Raw genomic sequence first — 16,611 nt, 5'->3', positions numbered from 1 at the left:
AGCAGACGCTCAACTGGTTCAAAAACCTGCCAAACAGGCTGAAGAGAACGAGACGGACACATGAACAGCACCCAATTGGCCTGCATCATCCTCGCCGCCGGCAAAGGCACGCGCATGAAGTCGGCGCTGCCCAAGGTGCTGCACCGCCTCGGCCATAAGCCGCTGCTCGGGCATGTGATTTCCGCTGCCGAGACGCTGGCAGCAAGCCGCATTGTCGTCGTGGTCGGCCCCGGCATGGAGGATGTCGCCGCAGTCGCAAACCCCCACCCGACCGTGGTGCAGGTGACCCAGAACGGTACCGGCGATGCCGTGCGCGCCGCGCTGCCGGCGCTGGAAGGTTTCACCGCCGGCACCGTGCTGATCTTGTTTGGTGACACGCCGCTGATGACGGCAGAAACTCTTGAGAAACTTGTATCCGCCGTTGGCCCAGCCCCGGCGCCCGCCGTTGCCGTGCTCGGCGTGCCGGTACCGGCGGAAAACGCCTTCGGCCGCATGGTGGTGACGGGCGAGGCGCTGGAGCGCATCGTCGAGGTCAAGGATGCAAGCCCCGCCGAGCGCGCCCTGCCCATCGGCAATGCCGGCGTCATGGCCATCGATGCCGCCCTGTTGCCGCAGTTGCTGGCTCGGCTGGAGCCGAGCACGGTAACCGGCGAACTTTATCTTACCGACCTCGTTGCCCTCGCCCGCGCTGCCGGCCGCGAGGCCCGACTGGTGACAGGTGAGCCGGTGGAGGCCACCGGCATCAATTCCCGTGCCGACCTTGCCGCCGCCGAGGAGCTGTTCCAGCAGCGCCTGCGCGCGACGGCGATGGCGGCCGGCGTGACACTGATTGCGCCCCAGACCGTGTGGCTGGCAGCCGATACGAAGCTTGGCCGCGATGTCATCATCCACCCCAATGTGGTGATCGGCCCGGGCGTCGAGATTGCCGATGGTGTCGAGATCCAGGCCTTCAGCCATCTGGAAGGCGTGACCATCGGCAAGGGCGGCCGTATCGGCCCCTTCGCCCGCCTGCGCCCCGGCGCCGAGCTGGGAGAGGATGTGCATGTCGGCAATTTCGTCGAGGTCAAGAACGCTACGCTCGCGGCAGGCGCCAAGGCCAATCACCTGACCTATATCGGCGATGCCGACATCGGCACCGGCACCAATATCGGTGCCGGCACGATTACCTGCAATTACGACGGTTACCTCAAGCATCGCACAAAGATCGGCGACGGCGTGCTCATCGGCTCCAACACCGCGCTGGTGGCGCCGGTCAGCGTCGGTAACCGGGCGGTGGTGGGCGCGGGAAGCGTTATTTCCCGCGACGTTCCGGCCGAAGCGGTGGCCGTTGCCCGCGGCGAGCAAAAGACCGCCGAAGGGCGCGCGGTGCGCTATCACGACGAGAAGGCCGCCGCGAAGGCTGCGGCAAAGAAATCAAGCTGATTCAGTTATCTGAACACATATCTTAAGCCAATTTTTGAAGCACGAAGGACGAGAGAAAAGCATGTGCGGCATCATCGGTATCGTCGGCGTCAAGCCGGTCGCCTCCCTGCTGATCGACGGGCTGAAGCGGCTTGAATATCGCGGTTATGACAGTGCCGGCATCGCCACGCTGGAGGGCGGGAAACTCGCCCGCCGCCGTGCTCCCGGCAAGCTCTTCAATCTCGAAAAGCTGGTGGACGAGCAGCCCATCGGCGGCACCATCGGCATCGGCCATACCCGCTGGGCAACCCACGGCGCCCCGTCCGAAAACAACGCCCACCCGCACGCCACGGCAGAAGTCGCCATTGTTCACAACGGCATCATCGAGAATTTCCGCGAGTTGAAGCGGGAGCTGGAAGCGGCCGGCCGGGTCTTCACCAGCGACACCGATACCGAGATCGTCGCCCATCTTGTGAGCCTTTATATCGGTCAGGGCATGAGCCCGCGCCATGCGGCAGCCACCGCCTTCAAGCGCCTGCAGGGCGCCTTCTCGCTGGTGCTGATGTTCTCCGGCGTGGAAGATCTGCTGATCGGCGCCCGCCGCGGCACCCCGCTCGCCGTTGGCGTGGGCACCGGCGAGATGTATCTCGCCTCCGATGCCATTGCGCTTGCACCCTATACCAGCTCCATCTGTTATCTCGCCGATGGCGACTGGGTGGAGATCACCCGCGACGGCTTCAAGGTTTATGACGTCGACGACCAGCCGGTAGAGCGCGCGGTGCGTCAGAGCCATGTGACCGGCGCCATGATCGGCAAAGGCAATTTCAGCCATTTCATGCAGAAGGAAATCTACGAGCAGACCGAGGCGCTGACGGACACGCTGAACGCCTTCGTCCACCCCTCCACCGGCCACATCGCCCTGCCAGAGATGGATGTCGATTTCGCCAGCCTCAGCCGCATCACCATCATCGCCTGCGGCACCGCCTATCTGGCCGGTTTCGTCGCCAAATACTGGCTGGAGCGCATCGCCCGTATCCCGGTCGAGATCGATATCGCCTCCGAGTTCCGCTACCGTGAAGCGCCGCTGCCGGAAAAGGGCCTCGCCCTCTTCATCTCCCAGTCCGGCGAGACGCTCGATACGCTGGAAGCGCTGCGTTATTGCCGCCGTCAGGGTCAGTATATCCTCAGCATCGTCAACGTGCCGGAAAGCACCATCGCGCGGGAGAGCGACAGCGTGCTCTATACCCTCGCAGGACCGGAGATCGGCGTTGCCTCCACCAAGGCCTTTACCACACAGCTGAGCGTGCTCGCCTGCCTGGCCATCGCCATTGCCCGCGCCCGCAAGACCGTGTCGACCGAGGATGAAAACCGGCTCGCCCTCGCCCTGCGCGATGCTCCTTCCCGCATCGCCCAGGTCCTGCATCTGGAAGAGCAGGTGCGCGACCTCACGCGCCGCTTCACCGATGTGCGCGACGTGCTTTATCTCGGCCGTGGCTCTTCCTACCCCATCGCACTGGAAGGCGCGCTTAAACTCAAGGAAATCAGCTATATCCATGCCGAAGGTTATGCGGCAGGTGAGCTGAAGCACGGCCCCATCGCCCTCATCGACGAGAGCGTGCCGGTGGTCGTCGTCGCCCCGCATGACGCCCTGTTCGAAAAGGTCGCCAGCAATGTGCAGGAAGTAGCCGCCCGCGGCGGGCGCATCATCCTGATCTCGGACAAAAAGGGCATCGAGACCATCGGCTCGCTGGCGACCGCGACGCTGGAAATGCCGGAGATCGACGGCTTCGTCGCACCGATCCTCTATGCCGTGCCGGTACAGCTGCTCGCCTACCACACCGCCGTGCACAAGGGCACCGATGTCGACCAGCCGCGCAATCTCGCCAAGAGCGTGACGGTGGAATAATGACCGGGCGCACCGACGGCCCTCAGGCCGTCAGGTGCGCCTCGATCTCTGCCACCGGCAGGTTGACCAGATCCTTTCCCACCTCGCGGGCAAGCACGGAACGCACGTGCTCCGGCAAATGCGGGCGCATGACGCCGAGGGCACGGGGCGGGCCGACCAGGGTCAGGTCATGAATGCCTCGCTCGCCGACAAGGCGGCTCATCGTATGCACGACCTCCGCCAGAAAACGGTCCTCGGCCTGGGTGTGCCAGTCGGTCTCCTCCATCGCCGAACGGCCCTGCCCCGGCGATGAAGGCGCGCGGCCTGGCCTGTCGGTGCCAATGTCGCGTGTTGCCGCCGTCTCGCCCGTCATGACCTTTTCGGTCTTGAGCGCGGGCTCCAGCGCATCGCCGGCATTGCGCAGAAAAAGCGCCCTGGCGCCGTCACATACGACGATCCAGCTTCCGGCCTTAAGATGCAGGTTCATAGAATAGCTCCTTCCCTGACGGTCAGATCACGTCCACGGCCGTTTACATCCGCTCCTTGAGACCGGCGCGGACCAGCAGCCAGTTGACGGGGAAAGCCGTGCAGAAGCCGCAGATCATGGCGATCTGCATGGCAAACCAGAATTCAGGCGTGTTGACTTCGGCATGGCCGCCATAAGCGGGCCCAAACCAGGCGAACTGGGCGATGGCCATAAAGCCATACATCCCCACCTGCCATGCTGTGATGGAGGCGATATCGGCCTTGAGCGCGGCGATGATGCCGCCGCCCACGGAAAGATCCCGCATCGGCTTGATGGTGAAATACTGGAAAGCGACACCAAGGCCGAAGGCCACCAGATAATCCAGCACCCAGACGGCAAACAGCTTTTCGGCAAACAGGCTCTTCCACCCGAACGCCACGGCCACGGTCGGCACAAGGAAGGCCAGCCACTCGGCAATGATGTCGCCAAGGGTGCAGCCGGCGCCGCAATGGCTCGCCCCCTTTGCAACCGCGACCGGCATGGGGGCCTGCGTGTGTTCACCGCCCGACGTGGCCTTCCCCGGCATTCCCCTGCCGCAACTCCAGTAGAAGGCAAGCCACAGCACGCTGCCGAACAATGCCGTCAGCGGCCACACGATATACATGATCCACATATGCTGGCGCCGGCCGGTTTCATCGACGGCAATCACCACCGCACAGATGGCGGCCACCATAAGGGAAAGAACGGAGAGGCTGTGCAGCCAGTCCGGAAATACGGCGACATTCATGTGGTCCTCCGGCAAGGCCCTGACGGGCGGAAAACCCGCAAAGCCCCATGCCCCGGTGTGTGCGCCGGGCAATAGCGCCTGCAAATCCTGCCGGCGAATGATCCGGGGCGCGAAAAGCAGAGCGGATTTACGGCACTGAAGCGCACTTCAGTGCCGCGGGGAGAGCGGCGTTTTACCATCCACCATGGATTCCAGATGCTGGCGCGCGCGCCATAACCTGCTCTTGATCGTACCCACCGCGCAGCCGGCGATCCCGGCCGCATCCTCGTAGCTGACGCCCAGTGCCCCGATGAGCACAATCACCTCCCGGTGTTTGCTGGAGAGGCGGTCCAGCGCGTCTGCCGTCTCATGTAGCCTCAGGCTGTCTTCCTGCTGGCCGGGCGCCTGCTGCGTGGCAATCAATGTGTCGTAATTATTGTTGTTTTCCCGCCACTTGCGCTTCATGTCATTACGAAAGGTATTGCGCATGATGGTGAACATCCACGACTTGAGGCAGGTACCGGGCTCAAACTTGTCGAGGCTGCGGATCACTTTCAGCATGGTTTCCTGGCAGAGATCCTCCGCACTTGCCGGATCGCGGGTCAGGCTGAAGGCGAAGGCCTTCAAGGCCGGCATAAGTTCAACCGACCCGTTGAGGACAGCGTTTCTGCTGGGCTCCATTTAAAGAAACTCCCGCACATGAGGAATGGCCGGAACGGCCTCGGTGCTTCCCCAAATAAACGGGATTGAAAGATCAGTGGTTCCTAAATAATAACTCCATAACCATATGTTCAAAAGTGCACATAGATAAAATATACAAAGTTATGATTTATGACATATTCATTAATAATCTGTACTTTATGATACAAAACAGCGAAATCTCGCTGTTAAGATTTATCATATGGGGAAAATTTAAACCGCCGAACGGAAATTACGCCCCATTGCCGTGGGCGCTGCGCTCCGGCGCCCCCCTACAAGGAAGCGGCAAAACTGCCTGCCTTTTCCAGCAAACTGCGCGAGTTCTCCAGCTCCCGGGCCGCGAATTCCCTCAGATCGGGATCCTCGCCGCGCGCGGCATAAGCGCGATAGAACTGCGTCTGCTCCTTGAGCAGCTGGACCTGAAGACGCGCATAGGAATGATCGAACTCCGCCGGTTGCCACTTGTTGAGCGCGGTCAAAAGCTTCTGGTGATGGTCACTGAGGAGCGAAGCCTGACTGGGCGGCGTCAGCTGCTTTTGCTGCGTCAAGGCTTCCAGCTGGTCATCAATCTCGTCATGCGCCTTGATCTGCGCCCGGGCAAAACGCTGCACCCGGCTGCTGTCACTTGAGGTCAGCGCGGCCTGGCTGCTCTGCATCGCCGCCTGGTTCACGCTCGTGGCGGCCGAGATAAAGGCGTCGGGATTATGCAGCACATCAGCGCCCGCCCCGCCATTGTTCTCGTTGCCCAGTTCCTGACCGTCATAGATCGGCCCGATGCGGCTTGCTGGCCCGGTCTGGTCTTCGGGCAGCGGCCGTTCCACGGCAGGATTTTGCCCCCAGGCCGCCGCACAGAAGCTGCCGGCAACGATCAGACCTGTCGCGGCCCAGAGGCCGGATCGGCGAAAGATGTGGAACATATGGTTTCCTCCTTGAGGTCGGACACCCGCCCTCAGGCAAGCTTCTGGATCCGCTGGAGATGGGTCTCCAGAACCCGGAGCGTTTTCCTGGCAAAGGCCTTCAGTTCGGGCTGGCTGGCGTTCTTCGCCGCCTCGGAAAAGATGTCGATGGCGGCCTGATGTGCCTTCATCTGCATGGTGATGAAGGCCGCGTCAAAATCACTGGAGCTGGTGTTTCGCAACTCCTGCACCTGGCTCTTTTCCTTCATCGGCAGGCTCGCCGGCAGCCTCAGGTCGGGCATCTGTTTGCCCACGATCTGCTCCAGCTCCCTTTCGCTCCTGGTGTGGTCCTTGATGAGCATCTGCGCGACCTGCTTCACGTCGCCGCGCTGGGCCTTTTCAAGTGCAAGCTTGCTGGAGCGAATTTCGAACAAGCCGCCTGCCATGGCCCCGTTCACAAAGCGCTCGTCCTGGGAGGGATGGTGGACGCGGACCGGGTTTTGCTGCGGCACCGGCTGCGGATCTGACGGCGACGCCCCGGTCTGGGCAAGCGCCGGCGACGGGGCCGCCAGCAGGGCCAGCACCCCGGCAAGCCCGAGCAGACGCCAGACCATAAAGGCAGGCCGGCGCCGCAATGGTTTGCCGGATGCCGCCGGTGAGTGCAGGCGCCGGTAACTGGACATGGGAGTGCCTCGCTTTTTTCCTGATTTTTCAAATCTGATCCCCGGCCCGCAACCGCCCGCACCGGAGCGGCAGGGCCAGGACATCTCTTGCGACCCGAACCGCAACCGGCGGCGAATGTTCCGAAGGGCCGGAACCGGCGGTGCGGGCTACCGATGAAGCCGGCTTCAGGAAGAAACCACCGTACCGCCATTGGGGTGCAGCACCTGCCCGGACATGTAGGAGGCCTCTTCACTGGCGAGAAAAACGTGGCATGAAGCCACCTCCGCCGGCTGGCCGGGGCGTTTCATCGGCACGCCCTGTCCATGTCTGGCGACACGTTCCTCGTCGAACGACGCCGGTATGAGCGGCGTCCAGATCGGGCCCGGCGCCACCGCGTTCACCCGGATACTGCGCTCGGCCAGCGCCTGCGACAGGGACCGGGTAAAGGCCACGATGGCGCCGCGCGTGGCGGAATAGTCGATCAGCGCGGGGCTGCCCTTATAGGCGGTCACCGATGTCGTATTGACGATGGCGGCACCCGCCTTCATCTGCCGGAGCGCCATCTTGGTCAGGTTGAAATAACCGAACACATTGGTGCGGAAGGTACGCTCCAGCTGGCCGGCCGGTATTTCCAGTGTTTCGCTGACCGGGTGCTGCTCGGCCGCATTGTTCACCAGAATGTCGAGGCGGCCGAAGGTGTCCATCACCTGATTGACGGCCTGCTCGCAGAATTGTTCGTCCCCGATATCGCCCCGGCAGGTCAGGCAGCGGCGGCCTTCATGCTCCACCAGTTCTGCCGTTCGCGCTGCGTCCTCATCCTCGTCGAGATAGATGATGGCGATATCGGCCCCTTCCCGGGCCATGCCCACGGCGACCGCCCGGCCAATCCCGCTGTCGCCGCCGGAGATCAGCGCGACCTTGTCCTTGAGCCTTGCGCTGCCGGCAAAACGTGGCTCGAAGCGCGGCTCGGGCTGCATTTCCGCTTCCACACCGGGCTGATGCTGCTGATGCTGAGGGGGCAGAACTGTATCGGTCATCTGGGCTGATCCTTACCTTGTTGGTCTCGCTTCCCAACAGGGGCACACCGGGATTGTTCCTTCACCGCGCGGCCCGGCTTCTGGGGCCAGGTCCCGGCCAGCAGGCCGCGATGCCGGCCGAAGCGGGCACGGAACTTCAGGGCCCGAAGGCGGTTGGGTTTGCATCCACGGCGCCGGCCGGAAACGCCGCCAGGCGGCACCGGACCAGCTATCGGGGCCGCATCGGGCGTCCCCGCCGCCGGGAATGGAGGAAAAATTGCCAGCAAAATCCCAGGCACAGCAAAAAGCAGCCGGAGCTGCCCTCGCCGCCAAGCGTGGCGAGATCAGGAAAAGCGACCTCAAGGGAGCGTCGCGGTCGATGGAAGAATCGATGACTGAAAAGGAACTCGAGGAACTGGCCACCACCAGACGCAAGGGCAAACCGGACCACGTCTCAAGAAGTTGAGCGCCTCCGGGGCCAGCCTACCCGCCCTTGAGACGCTCCATCGCGATTGTCATCTCGATCTCGATACCGCCCTCGCCCCAGCGCCGGGCGATTTCGCCGCTCAGCTGCTTTTCGATGGCGGCGCGGGTCATGACACTGCCGAACCCTTCGACAATATCGTCCGGCGGCCGGACCAGTGTGCCGGTCTCGCGCCACTGCAAATGAAGCATGTCGCCGCGAATGACGCTTTGGATATCAACGCGGCCATCCACCTGCCCCAGGGAGCCGTATTTGGCTGCATTGGTGGCAAATTCGTGCACCAGCAGGGCAACGGTCGCAAGGCTCGAGCCGGAAACCTCGGGGTTGGCGCCTGCAATCCTGATACGGGGGAGCCCCTCGGCGAGCTGGTCCTGAAACGGCACCAGCACTGTTTCGACAAGACCAAGAAGGCCGACAGTCCCGGCGGGGTTTGTCCCGCCCCCCTGCACCCCGCCTTCAGGGCGATGGCTCGAAAAGACAAGATCATGCGCCCGCGCCAACGACATGAACCGTGACCGGATGGCCTGCACCAGATCGCGCGGCGAAGAGGCCTTGTGCCCGCACAGGGAGACGATACTGCTGCACAGGGCAAACAGGTTCTTGATCCGGTGATCCATCTCCTGCAGCAGGAGCCGCTGCAGGTTCTTGGCCCGAACGGTATCGGTAATGTCCCGCGCGACCTTGGAGGCCCCGACAATCTGCCCGTCGAGATCGCGGACCGGCGAGACGGTCAGCGAGATGTTGATACGGTTACCATTCTTGTGCAGGCGCTCCGTCTCATAATGCTCCACCCGCTTGCCGGCCCTTATCCTGGTGAGGATTTCCGTTTCCTCGTCCCGGCGCTCGGGTGGAATAAGCATGGCAACCGGGCGGCCGACAGCCTCATTCGCCTCATAACCGAAAAGGCGCCGTGCGCCTGCATTCCAGCTGGTGATGGTGCCGTCCAGATCCTTGGTGAAGATGGCATCGCCCGAGGATTCAACTATTGCCGCCAATTGCTGGGCTGCGCGGAAATCCTGCCGGTGCCGCTCCTGCTCCTCCCGCGAGCGCCGCGCCAGAAAAGCCTTGTCGAGTGACAGGGTCGCCAGCGCCGACATGATCGACAGGGCGTTCACCACCTCGGCCGGATAGGCCTCCCCCGCCTTGCGGGCGAGCAGGATGCTGCAGGTCTGGGTGCCATGCTCGCAGGCAAAGGGCACGGCAAGATAGGAGCCCGCCGCAAGCTGGCCGTTGAAGACCGTCGGCAGGCCATAGCTGCTGGCGTTGCCGGGCATCCTGAAGGGCCGCGGCGCGCTGACATTGAAGAAGGCCGCCCCGAATTCCAGCTGCCGCAGGTCCGGCCCATCCGGTAGCTGGCGTTTCGGCCCGGCCCTGACGACAGCAGCAATATTCAGCCGCCCGCGACGCGCCGGGGGGCCTGGTCGCAGAAACAGGCAATAGTCCGCACCGGAAATCTTGAGCGCGGCCTTCAGGATCAGGGTAACCGTCGTTTCGTCATTTGAGGTACGCGAGATGCTTTTGGAGAGCTTTTTGAGCTCGCCCATTATCTGCTTCTGCATCTCGACTGCTTCAACCGGCTCACTGAACACCTGGGCCTTCACCTCCGTCAGATAGGCAATCGCCGGCGATCTTTTGCTGGTCGCAAAGATCACCGACAACGCAGCGTCAACAGGTGCGCCGGCATCCGGCCTCACCCTCAGGTGCTGCCGGGCGGGCTCCCTGTCCATATCAAGGGCGAGGATCAGGTTCGCCCTCGCTTCGTGCGCCATGGAGTGGACAATCCGGGCCCAGGACAACCGGCCGAGCCGCGATTTCCCGAAGCCGCGGCCGGAGCCACTGCTGACGGAAACAATCCTGATCATCTTCAGCAACTGATCCAGCTGGTCCGGCCGGCGCTGCAGATACTCGCCGAGATCGCGCACGCCCTGCAGGCGCAGATCGGCAAGGCAACGCACAACCGCCTGAAAATCCAGCTCCCAGACGGCGTAGTCGCCCCCTTGCGGAATTTCAGGATCATAAAAAGGGAGCGCATACCCGCCTCCGGCATGCTGCGGAGGTAAGGCCTTTTTGGCCAGCGGCGAGATGTGAGTGCTTTCCTGCCCCATCACCACGTCCGTTCCCGAACCCGCAAAGCGGGGTGTCATTTCGGAAAATTACCGCCAGAATCGACGGACTTTGATAAATAACCTGTGAATAAAATTTGCGCAAGGCAGGCACATGGAAAGCCTTACTTATTAATTGATATTGAATTACCTGATATTCAATCCAAAAATCTTCAACATAAAATAATACTCACTGCATATTTTAAATAAATTCGACTGCCCGACACATATCAGCTGAGAGCCATAAGAAGACTCAATTACTTCCACGTCTTATCGGGAATTTTCACAACATCCACCCTCCTGCGACATATCGATCCGGTCCGCAAGAGTCGGGAACGATGTTCCTTTTTCAGGAGTTGAACACATAACGCCGTAAAGGGGGCCTTCCTGAACCCATACCCGCGAGCGAACGCACGACGGGACCTCAGGCCTTCTTCCCATTTTCAAACTTATTCCATTCCTGCGCTGGTCTTCGCTCTTCTTCAAGCCGGCACGGCCCTGCCGCCCGCCCCTGCACCGGGAACTGCCTTTTGCCGTGGCAAGTCGCTCGCGCCGCCAGAATTCCAGCCGTCAACACCGGACCGAGATACCCGCCATGCTCCTCCTGCTGACATCGCTCGTCTTCGTCGCCATCGGGGTGCTGCTGGCCGCCGGCGGCCTGTGGCTGCTGATCCTGGGCGGCAGCATCTATTATCTCTTCGCCGGTGTCGTTTTTCTGGTCACGGCCTTCCTGCTGCACCGCCGGCGCAATGTCGCCCTTGCCCTCTTTGGCCTTCTCACCCTCATCAGCCTTGTCTGGGCGATCTGGGAAGCCGGGTTCGACTGGTGGCAGCTCGGCCCGCGTGGCGGGATCATCATCATCCTCGGCCTCTGGTTGCTGACCCCCTGGATCAGGCGCCGGCTGGTGATCGATGGTTACGGCAGGATCAGTTTCTGGTGCCTCGCCGCCCCTGTTCTGCTCTCCGTCGCCGTGGCGGCCGGCTCCATGGCGAACGATCCGCACGATCTCGCCGGGTCGCTGCCCACCGAAAAGCTCGCCTCCGCGCGGACGGGCGGGGATGTACCGGACGGTGACTGGCACCAGTACGGGCGCACGCCCTACGGGCAGCGCTATTCGCCGCTCGACCAGATCACGCCCCAGAATGTCGATCAGCTGAAAGTCGCCTGGCAGTACGAGACCGGCGACATGAAAGGGCCGGACGATGTGGGCGAGACCACCTATCAGGTAACGCCGCTCAAGGTCGACGATACGCTTTACCTCTGCACACCGCACAGCTGGGCCATCGCGCTCGATGCCGCCACCGGCAAGGAGAAATGGAAGTTCGACCCCAAGGTCGGGCTCAACCCGAACCGCCAGCACCAGACCTGCCGCGGCGTCACCTACTGGGCCGATCCGGCGGCGGACAAGACGCAGACCTGCGCGCAGCGCATCTATCTGCCGACATCGGATGCCCGTCTTGTCGCGCTCGATGCCCGCACCGGCGAGATTTGCCGGTCCTTCGCCGATAACGGTGTACTGCATCTGGAAGCCGGCATGAAGTACGACCCTGCCGGCTATTATTACTCGACGTCCCCGCCTGTCGCCGTGGGTGACCGGCTGATCATCGGAGGCTCGGTCAACGACAATTATTCCACCCAGGAGCAGTCCGGCGTCATCCGCGCCTTTGACATTCGCTCCGGCACCCTGCTGTGGAACTGGGATTCCGGCAATCCGGATGAAACCGCGCCGCTGCCGCCGGATGAGACCTACACCACCAACCCCCCCAACAGCTGGTCAGTCTTCAGCGTCGACCCGGATCTGGGCATGGTCTACATCCCGCTCGGCAATCAGGTGCCGGACCAGCTGGGCATGAACCGCAGCGCCAATGTCGAACGCTTCTCCTCCTCCATCGTCGCGCTCGATATCGGGACCGGCAAGTTGCGCTGGGTGCGCCAGACGGTGCACCACGACCTGTGGGACATGGACGTGCCCGCCCAGCCCGTGCTGCTCGACCTCACCCGGCCGAATGGCGAAAAGGTGCCGGCGCTCGTCGGCCCCACCAAGCAGGGCGATATCTACGTACTCGACCGGCGCAGCGGCGAGCCGATCATCCCCGTGCAGGAGGTCAACGCTCCGGGCGGCGCCGTGGAAGGGGATTTCACCTCCCCCACCCAGCCGCTTTCCGCCCTCTCCTTCAATCCGCCGCCGCTTGAGGGCAAGGATATGTGGGGTGTCACGCTGATCGATCAGCTGGCCTGCCGCATCTCCCTGCGCCAGCACCAGTATGAAGGTCGTTACACCCCGCCCTCGCTCAAGGGCACCATCGTCTATCCGGGCAATTTCGGTGTCTTCAACTGGGGCAGCGTAGCGGTCGATCCCGAACGCCAGATCATGTTCGGCATGCCGACCTATCTTGCCTTCACCTCAAGGCTGGTGCCGCGGGATGAAATCCCGCCCAAGGGCGACGAAAAGGCCAGCGAACAGGGGCTCAACCGCAATGAGGGTGCGCCTTACGGCGTCTATATGGGCCCCTTCCTCGGTCCGCTGGGCATCCCCTGCCAGGCGCCGCCCTGGGGCTATGTGACCGGTGTTGACCTCACCACCGGCAAGATCGTCTACAAGCACAAGAACGGCACCGTCTACGACATGACGCCCCTTCCGCTACCCTTCCGGCTGGGTGTGCCGGGAATCGGCGGCCCGCTGCTGACCCGGGGCGGCGTTGCCTTCCTCGCCGCAGCGGTGGACGACTATCTGCGGGCCTATGACGTGACGGATGGCAGGCAGCTGCTAAAGCTGCGCCTGCCGGCCGGCGGCCAGGCCACACCGATGAGCTATACAGCCGCGGACGGCCGGCAATTCGTGCTGATTGTTGCAGGGGGTCACGGCTCCATCGGCACCAAGCCCGGCGATTACGTCATCGCCTACAATCTGCCGAAAAAGGCATCCTGACCGGCAAAGGGCGGGCCCGCAGCCGACAAGGCCTGCCGGGCCCGCCCGCCCCTTGCGCACACAACCGGAAAAAGCAGCGCCGCCACATTGCGGCTTTCGGCGCCATATTTTAGCTCCGGTTTTTCTCCACGCTGGACACAGTTGGTTTTTACCGGTGGCAGGCGAACGGGCCAAACCCTTGAGGGAAAGGCCCTTCTGCTGCCAGCCGGTATGGGCTCCGCAGGAAAGCGGCGCCTGCCTTACGGGCTGCAATCGTAAAAATACCCGGTGCCGCTGGCACCGGCCGGCCGGGACCAAGGACAAAATTGACCCGGAACGGAGCGGCTCGAGGCGCGTTAGGCATGGGTGCGGAAAAGGGACCACAAGTGCTCCATCCCGCCCGAAGGAAACGCCCCGTGGTTATAACGAACCTGAGGACAGGAATGTCGTCAGGCGCGCGCCAAAGGTCAGGGCATCCGTGCCCTGGCAGTTCTTTGGCAGGTGGAAACCCAGCGTGCCGGCCCCTGGCCGGCAGGGCGTTTCGGGGGTCTGAAATGTTGTTTGCGCACCTGCGTCGACTTCATCCCTGGAGCGGCGGTCTCCTCCTGCTGTTGTTATACGGTTGCGCGCTCGTCAATCCGTCGCAGGTAAGAACCGCCGGGGAGCCCGCCGCCGAAGTGCCTCGGCCGCAGCCCGCCACACCCTCCACACGGCAGGCGGCGTTGCCCCCCCTGCCCCAACCCAATCCGCGCAAGTCCGGAACACCTGCGCCAGTGCCCCTGAGCCCAGTCGGAATGGATGAAGAAAGCTTGCTGGCCCAGCTAGGGCCACCCAGCGCGAGCTGGGATGAGATACCGGGGAGGAAGCTGTCATTTCGCCGGCGCGATTGTCTCCTGACCGTCACGCTCTATCCGGATGTCGAAACCCGCGTGTTTCGAACTCTGACCTACGAGGTGAGCAGCGATGAACACAACACCGGAAACACAAGCCCTTGCGAGACCAGATTTGGCATTACCCCTGACAGCAACCTCGATGTTGCCAACGGAAAATCCCCGGATTGAGGGCGCCCTGCGCCTCGCCTTCGTCGATGATGACGATGACTATCGCGAGGTGGTCCGGGCGGAGCTGGAAGATCACGGCTTCGCTGTCACGGACTTCGCGGACACCCCGCCCTTGCTGGATTATTTTGCGGCCGGCAACGATACCGATGTCATCGTGCTGGACTGGAACCTGCCGACCACCAACGGCATTGACCTGCTGCCGCAGCTCAGGCGCCAGGGCGTGCAGATCCCCGTCCTTATCCTCACCGGCCATTCCGGCACCAGCTACGAGATGGCGGCGCTGGACCGCGGGGCGCTGGACTTCATGGACAAGTCCCGCGGTGTGCCGGTGCTGGCCAAACGGGCGCGGCTCATCGCCCAGTCGGCCAAACAGCCGTCTGACATGCCGAGCGAGGATGTGATCGATCACGGCGCCCTTACCTTGCGGCCGCGCTTCAGCCGGGCCCATTGGCGCGGCACGGATGTCGGGCTGACCGTCACCGAATTCAACATCGTTCGGCGACTGGTCGAAAACCCCGGAAACCACGTGACCTATCGCGAGATATACGACTGCGTGCGCTCCTTCGGTTTCATCGCCGGCAGCGGCGAGGATGGTTACCGGACAAATGTCAGATCCTCGATCAAGCGAATTCGCAATAAATTCCGAGCCCTCGATCCCGATTTCACCGAGATCGAGAATTTTGCCGCGTTTGGATATTGCTGGAAGAACACTCCGGCAGTTTCCTGAGCGGATCCGGAATTCCGTAGGCCGGGCCGCGTCATCGCTGACGCTGATGCTCATTGTGCTGGTCGGCATTTTTGTCGCCCTGCCCGTTGTGCTGTACGGGCAGTTCGAGGAAGCCGACCGGCGCAGCCATGAGCTGGTGACCGAAAGCCTGCGCAAGCAGGACTGGCTGGTCGCCCAGGCCCTGGAGACACAGCTTATGGATCGCAAGAGCCTGTCGCCGGCAGGGCTCAATGCGACGCTCGCCCCGTTTGCCGGAGACGGCACCGTCCTCAAACTGATGTTCCAGCCCCGCGGCGGCGGAGCGGCAAGCGGGTTTTATCTTGTCGGCTCGGCGCCCTACGCCGCCGCCAACCAGATCGATGCAGAGCTGGCCGTGCTGGCCCGGCATGGCATCCTCAAATCACTGGCCGACAGCTGCAGCTGGGACCAGCCGGTCGAGCTGCGTTACCAGCAGAGCGATGGCCGCGAGGAAATCATGACCTCGGCCCTTCCCATCCAGGGCAAGCTCGGCTGCTGGGTGCTCGTTTCCACCAACAACAGTACCGAGCTGCTGAGCACGACTTTCGGGCGCCCCTACTGGCAGACCGATGCGGTCCGCATGGCGGCTGTCATCTATCTGGCTTTCGCCGCCCTTGCCGTGCTGATGGCGCTGAGGATGCGCGGCGCGCTGCGCCAGTTCCGCCGTGTGGCGCGCGAGGTGCGCAGCAACCCGGTTGGCGCCGCTGCCTTCGCCGAGCGCAATACCCTGCCCGAACTTGCCAGCGTTGCCGCCGATTTTGACCGGCTGGTGCGCGACCTGCACCGCGCTGCCGCCAATATCCGCAACAGCGCGGAGGAGACCGCCCACTCCGTCAAGGCGCCACTGGCGATCATCCAGTCCGCCCTGCAGCCGCTGAAAGCCGTGGTGCCGCCTGGCGACAAGCGCCTGGAGCGCTCCGCCCAGCTCATTGAAACGGCGCTGGAGCGCCTCTCTGTCCAGATCTCGGCAGCCCAGAGGCTGGGCAACGACACAGCGGACTTCATCGAGGCCCCCAAGCTCTGGATCGACCTCACCGGCCTCCTGACGGATGCGCTGCAGAATGCCGGCGATATCTCGCTCGACAAGAACATCCGCTTTGTCCGCCATCTCGACAGCGATGTGCGGGTGCTGGCGCCGGAAGGCATTCTCGACATCATCGTCGAGAACATCCTCGACAATGCCATCAGCTTCAGCCCTTCCGGCAGCACGATCACCACCACGCTCATCGATACAGCCGGCAGGATTGATCTTCTGATCGATGATCAGGGGCCCGGCGTGGACGCGGGAAAGATCGACCGTATCTTCGATCGTCATTTTTCCTTCCGCCCGCCCGGCGACAGCGCCGGACTGCCGGCACATGCCGGGCTCGGCCTCTGGATCGTGCGCCATCATGTCGAGGCACTGAATGGCACCGTAAGCGCCTCCAACCATCCCGGCGGCGGCCTGCGCATCCATGTGTGCCTGCCGCACAACATCGCTTGAAATCCTTATTTTCCGGGCCTTCCACAGGGCAGCCCG

General features: G+C 63.0%; 14 protein-coding genes. 7 read left to right on the top strand and 7 right to left on the bottom strand.

Features of this window, described 5'->3' with window-relative positions:
* The first annotated feature begins 60 nt into the window (after window positions 1-60).
* Entirely contained in the window at window positions 61-1,422 is a 1,362-nt protein-coding gene (glmU, locus tag QTL98_RS21435) for a bifunctional UDP-N-acetylglucosamine diphosphorylase/glucosamine-1-phosphate N-acetyltransferase GlmU (RefSeq protein WP_445682853.1), read from the top strand.
* A 61-nt stretch (window positions 1,423-1,483) separates the two neighbouring features.
* Window positions 1,484-3,307 (top strand): glutamine--fructose-6-phosphate transaminase (isomerizing), encoded by a 1,824-nt coding sequence (glmS, locus tag QTL98_RS21430; protein ID WP_445682852.1) that lies wholly within the window; start codon window positions 1,484-1,486, stop codon window positions 3,305-3,307.
* Between the two features lie 22 nt (window positions 3,308-3,329).
* Here glmS and QTL98_RS21425 read toward each other — a convergent pair whose 3' ends face one another.
* The 6 genes from QTL98_RS21425 to QTL98_RS21400 form a co-directional block, all read right to left on the bottom strand.
* On the bottom strand, window positions 3,330-3,773 hold the full coding sequence (locus QTL98_RS21425; protein WP_445682851.1) for a baeRF12 domain-containing protein: 444 nt from the start codon (window positions 3,771-3,773) through the stop codon (window positions 3,330-3,332).
* Window positions 3,774-3,816: 43 nt separating this feature from the next.
* Window positions 3,817-4,539 (bottom strand): DUF4396 domain-containing protein, encoded by a 723-nt coding sequence (locus tag QTL98_RS21420; RefSeq protein ID WP_445682850.1) that lies wholly within the window; start codon window positions 4,537-4,539, stop codon window positions 3,817-3,819.
* A 147-nt stretch (window positions 4,540-4,686) separates the two neighbouring features.
* Complete coding sequence (locus QTL98_RS21415; RefSeq protein ID WP_445682849.1) at window positions 4,687-5,199, bottom strand: sigma-70 family RNA polymerase sigma factor; 513 nt, start codon at window positions 5,197-5,199, stop codon at window positions 4,687-4,689.
* Between the two features lie 290 nt (window positions 5,200-5,489).
* Window positions 5,490-6,134: a DUF4142 domain-containing protein gene (locus QTL98_RS21410; protein WP_445682848.1), complete on the bottom strand. Its 645-nt coding sequence runs from the start codon at window positions 6,132-6,134 to the stop codon at window positions 5,490-5,492.
* Window positions 6,135-6,166: 32 nt separating this feature from the next.
* Complete coding sequence (locus tag QTL98_RS21405; RefSeq protein ID WP_445682847.1) at window positions 6,167-6,697, bottom strand: DUF4142 domain-containing protein; 531 nt, start codon at window positions 6,695-6,697, stop codon at window positions 6,167-6,169.
* A gap of 264 nt (window positions 6,698-6,961) precedes the next feature.
* Window positions 6,962-7,813, bottom strand: a complete 852-nt coding sequence (locus QTL98_RS21400; protein WP_445682846.1) for an SDR family oxidoreductase — start codon at window positions 7,811-7,813, stop codon at window positions 6,962-6,964.
* Between the two features lie 256 nt (window positions 7,814-8,069).
* Between QTL98_RS21400 and QTL98_RS21395 the strand changes: the two genes are divergently transcribed.
* Complete coding sequence (locus QTL98_RS21395; RefSeq protein ID WP_445682845.1) at window positions 8,070-8,258, top strand: DUF3008 family protein; 189 nt, start codon at window positions 8,070-8,072, stop codon at window positions 8,256-8,258.
* Between the two features lie 17 nt (window positions 8,259-8,275).
* On the opposite strand, the gene QTL98_RS21390 is transcribed toward QTL98_RS21395, so the two are convergent.
* A complete protein-coding gene (locus QTL98_RS21390; protein WP_445682844.1) occupies window positions 8,276-10,420 on the bottom strand; it encodes a sensor histidine kinase in 2,145 nt (714 codons plus the stop codon).
* Window positions 10,421-10,973: 553 nt separating this feature from the next.
* Between QTL98_RS21390 and QTL98_RS21385 the strand changes: the two genes are divergently transcribed.
* The 4 genes from QTL98_RS21385 to QTL98_RS21370 all read left to right on the top strand — a co-directional run bounded on the left by QTL98_RS21385 (window position 10,974) and on the right by QTL98_RS21370 (window position 16,575).
* Window positions 10,974-13,307, top strand: a complete 2,334-nt coding sequence (locus QTL98_RS21385) for a glucose/quinate/shikimate family membrane-bound PQQ-dependent dehydrogenase (RefSeq protein ID WP_445682843.1) — start codon at window positions 10,974-10,976, stop codon at window positions 13,305-13,307.
* A 773-nt stretch (window positions 13,308-14,080) separates the two neighbouring features.
* The gene (locus tag QTL98_RS21380; protein WP_445682842.1) at window positions 14,081-14,347 is read left to right on the top strand and encodes a hypothetical protein; all 267 of its coding nucleotides are present in this window, start codon (window positions 14,081-14,083) and stop codon (window positions 14,345-14,347) included.
* Complete coding sequence (locus QTL98_RS21375) at window positions 14,319-15,074, top strand: response regulator transcription factor (protein ID WP_445682841.1); 756 nt, start codon at window positions 14,319-14,321, stop codon at window positions 15,072-15,074. The genes QTL98_RS21380 and QTL98_RS21375 overlap by 29 nt, the downstream gene beginning before the upstream one ends.
* Before the next feature lie 46 nt (window positions 15,075-15,120).
* A complete protein-coding gene (locus QTL98_RS21370) occupies window positions 15,121-16,575 on the top strand; it encodes a sensor histidine kinase (protein WP_445682840.1) in 1,455 nt (484 codons plus the stop codon).
* Window positions 16,576-16,611: the final 36 nt, after the last annotated feature.

Origin of the sequence: Radicibacter daui (assembly GCA_030657355.1) — a bacterium.
GTDB lineage: Bacteria > Pseudomonadota > Alphaproteobacteria > Radicibacterales > Radicibacteraceae > Radicibacter > Radicibacter daui.
This window is presented reverse-complemented; position numbering and strand designations above follow the sequence as displayed.

Excerpts from the sequence above, each read along its gene's own strand:
- QTL98_RS21375 (WP_445682841.1), top strand. The coding sequence starts at position 14,319 with ATGTTGCCAACGGAAAATCCCCGGATTGAGGGCGCCCTGCGCCTCGCC.
- glmU (WP_445682853.1), top strand. The coding sequence starts at position 61 with ATGAACAGCACCCAATTGGCCTGCATCATCCTCGCCGCCGGCAAAGGC.
- QTL98_RS21410 (WP_445682848.1), bottom strand. The coding sequence starts at position 6,134 with ATGTTCCACATCTTTCGCCGATCCGGCCTCTGGGCCGCGACAGGTCTG.
- QTL98_RS21380 (WP_445682842.1), top strand. The coding sequence starts at position 14,081 with ATGGATGAAGAAAGCTTGCTGGCCCAGCTAGGGCCACCCAGCGCGAGC.
- QTL98_RS21425 (WP_445682851.1), bottom strand. The coding sequence starts at position 3,773 with ATGAACCTGCATCTTAAGGCCGGAAGCTGGATCGTCGTATGTGACGGC.
- QTL98_RS21415 (WP_445682849.1), bottom strand. The coding sequence starts at position 5,199 with ATGGAGCCCAGCAGAAACGCTGTCCTCAACGGGTCGGTTGAACTTATG.
- QTL98_RS21400 (WP_445682846.1), bottom strand. The coding sequence starts at position 7,813 with ATGACCGATACAGTTCTGCCCCCTCAGCATCAGCAGCATCAGCCCGGT.
- QTL98_RS21385 (WP_445682843.1), top strand. The coding sequence starts at position 10,974 with ATGCTCCTCCTGCTGACATCGCTCGTCTTCGTCGCCATCGGGGTGCTG.
- QTL98_RS21370 (WP_445682840.1), top strand. The coding sequence starts at position 15,121 with ATGCTCATTGTGCTGGTCGGCATTTTTGTCGCCCTGCCCGTTGTGCTG.
- QTL98_RS21420 (WP_445682850.1), bottom strand. The coding sequence starts at position 4,539 with ATGAATGTCGCCGTATTTCCGGACTGGCTGCACAGCCTCTCCGTTCTT.
- QTL98_RS21390 (WP_445682844.1), bottom strand. The coding sequence starts at position 10,420 with ATGACACCCCGCTTTGCGGGTTCGGGAACGGACGTGGTGATGGGGCAG.
- glmS (WP_445682852.1), top strand. The coding sequence starts at position 1,484 with ATGTGCGGCATCATCGGTATCGTCGGCGTCAAGCCGGTCGCCTCCCTG.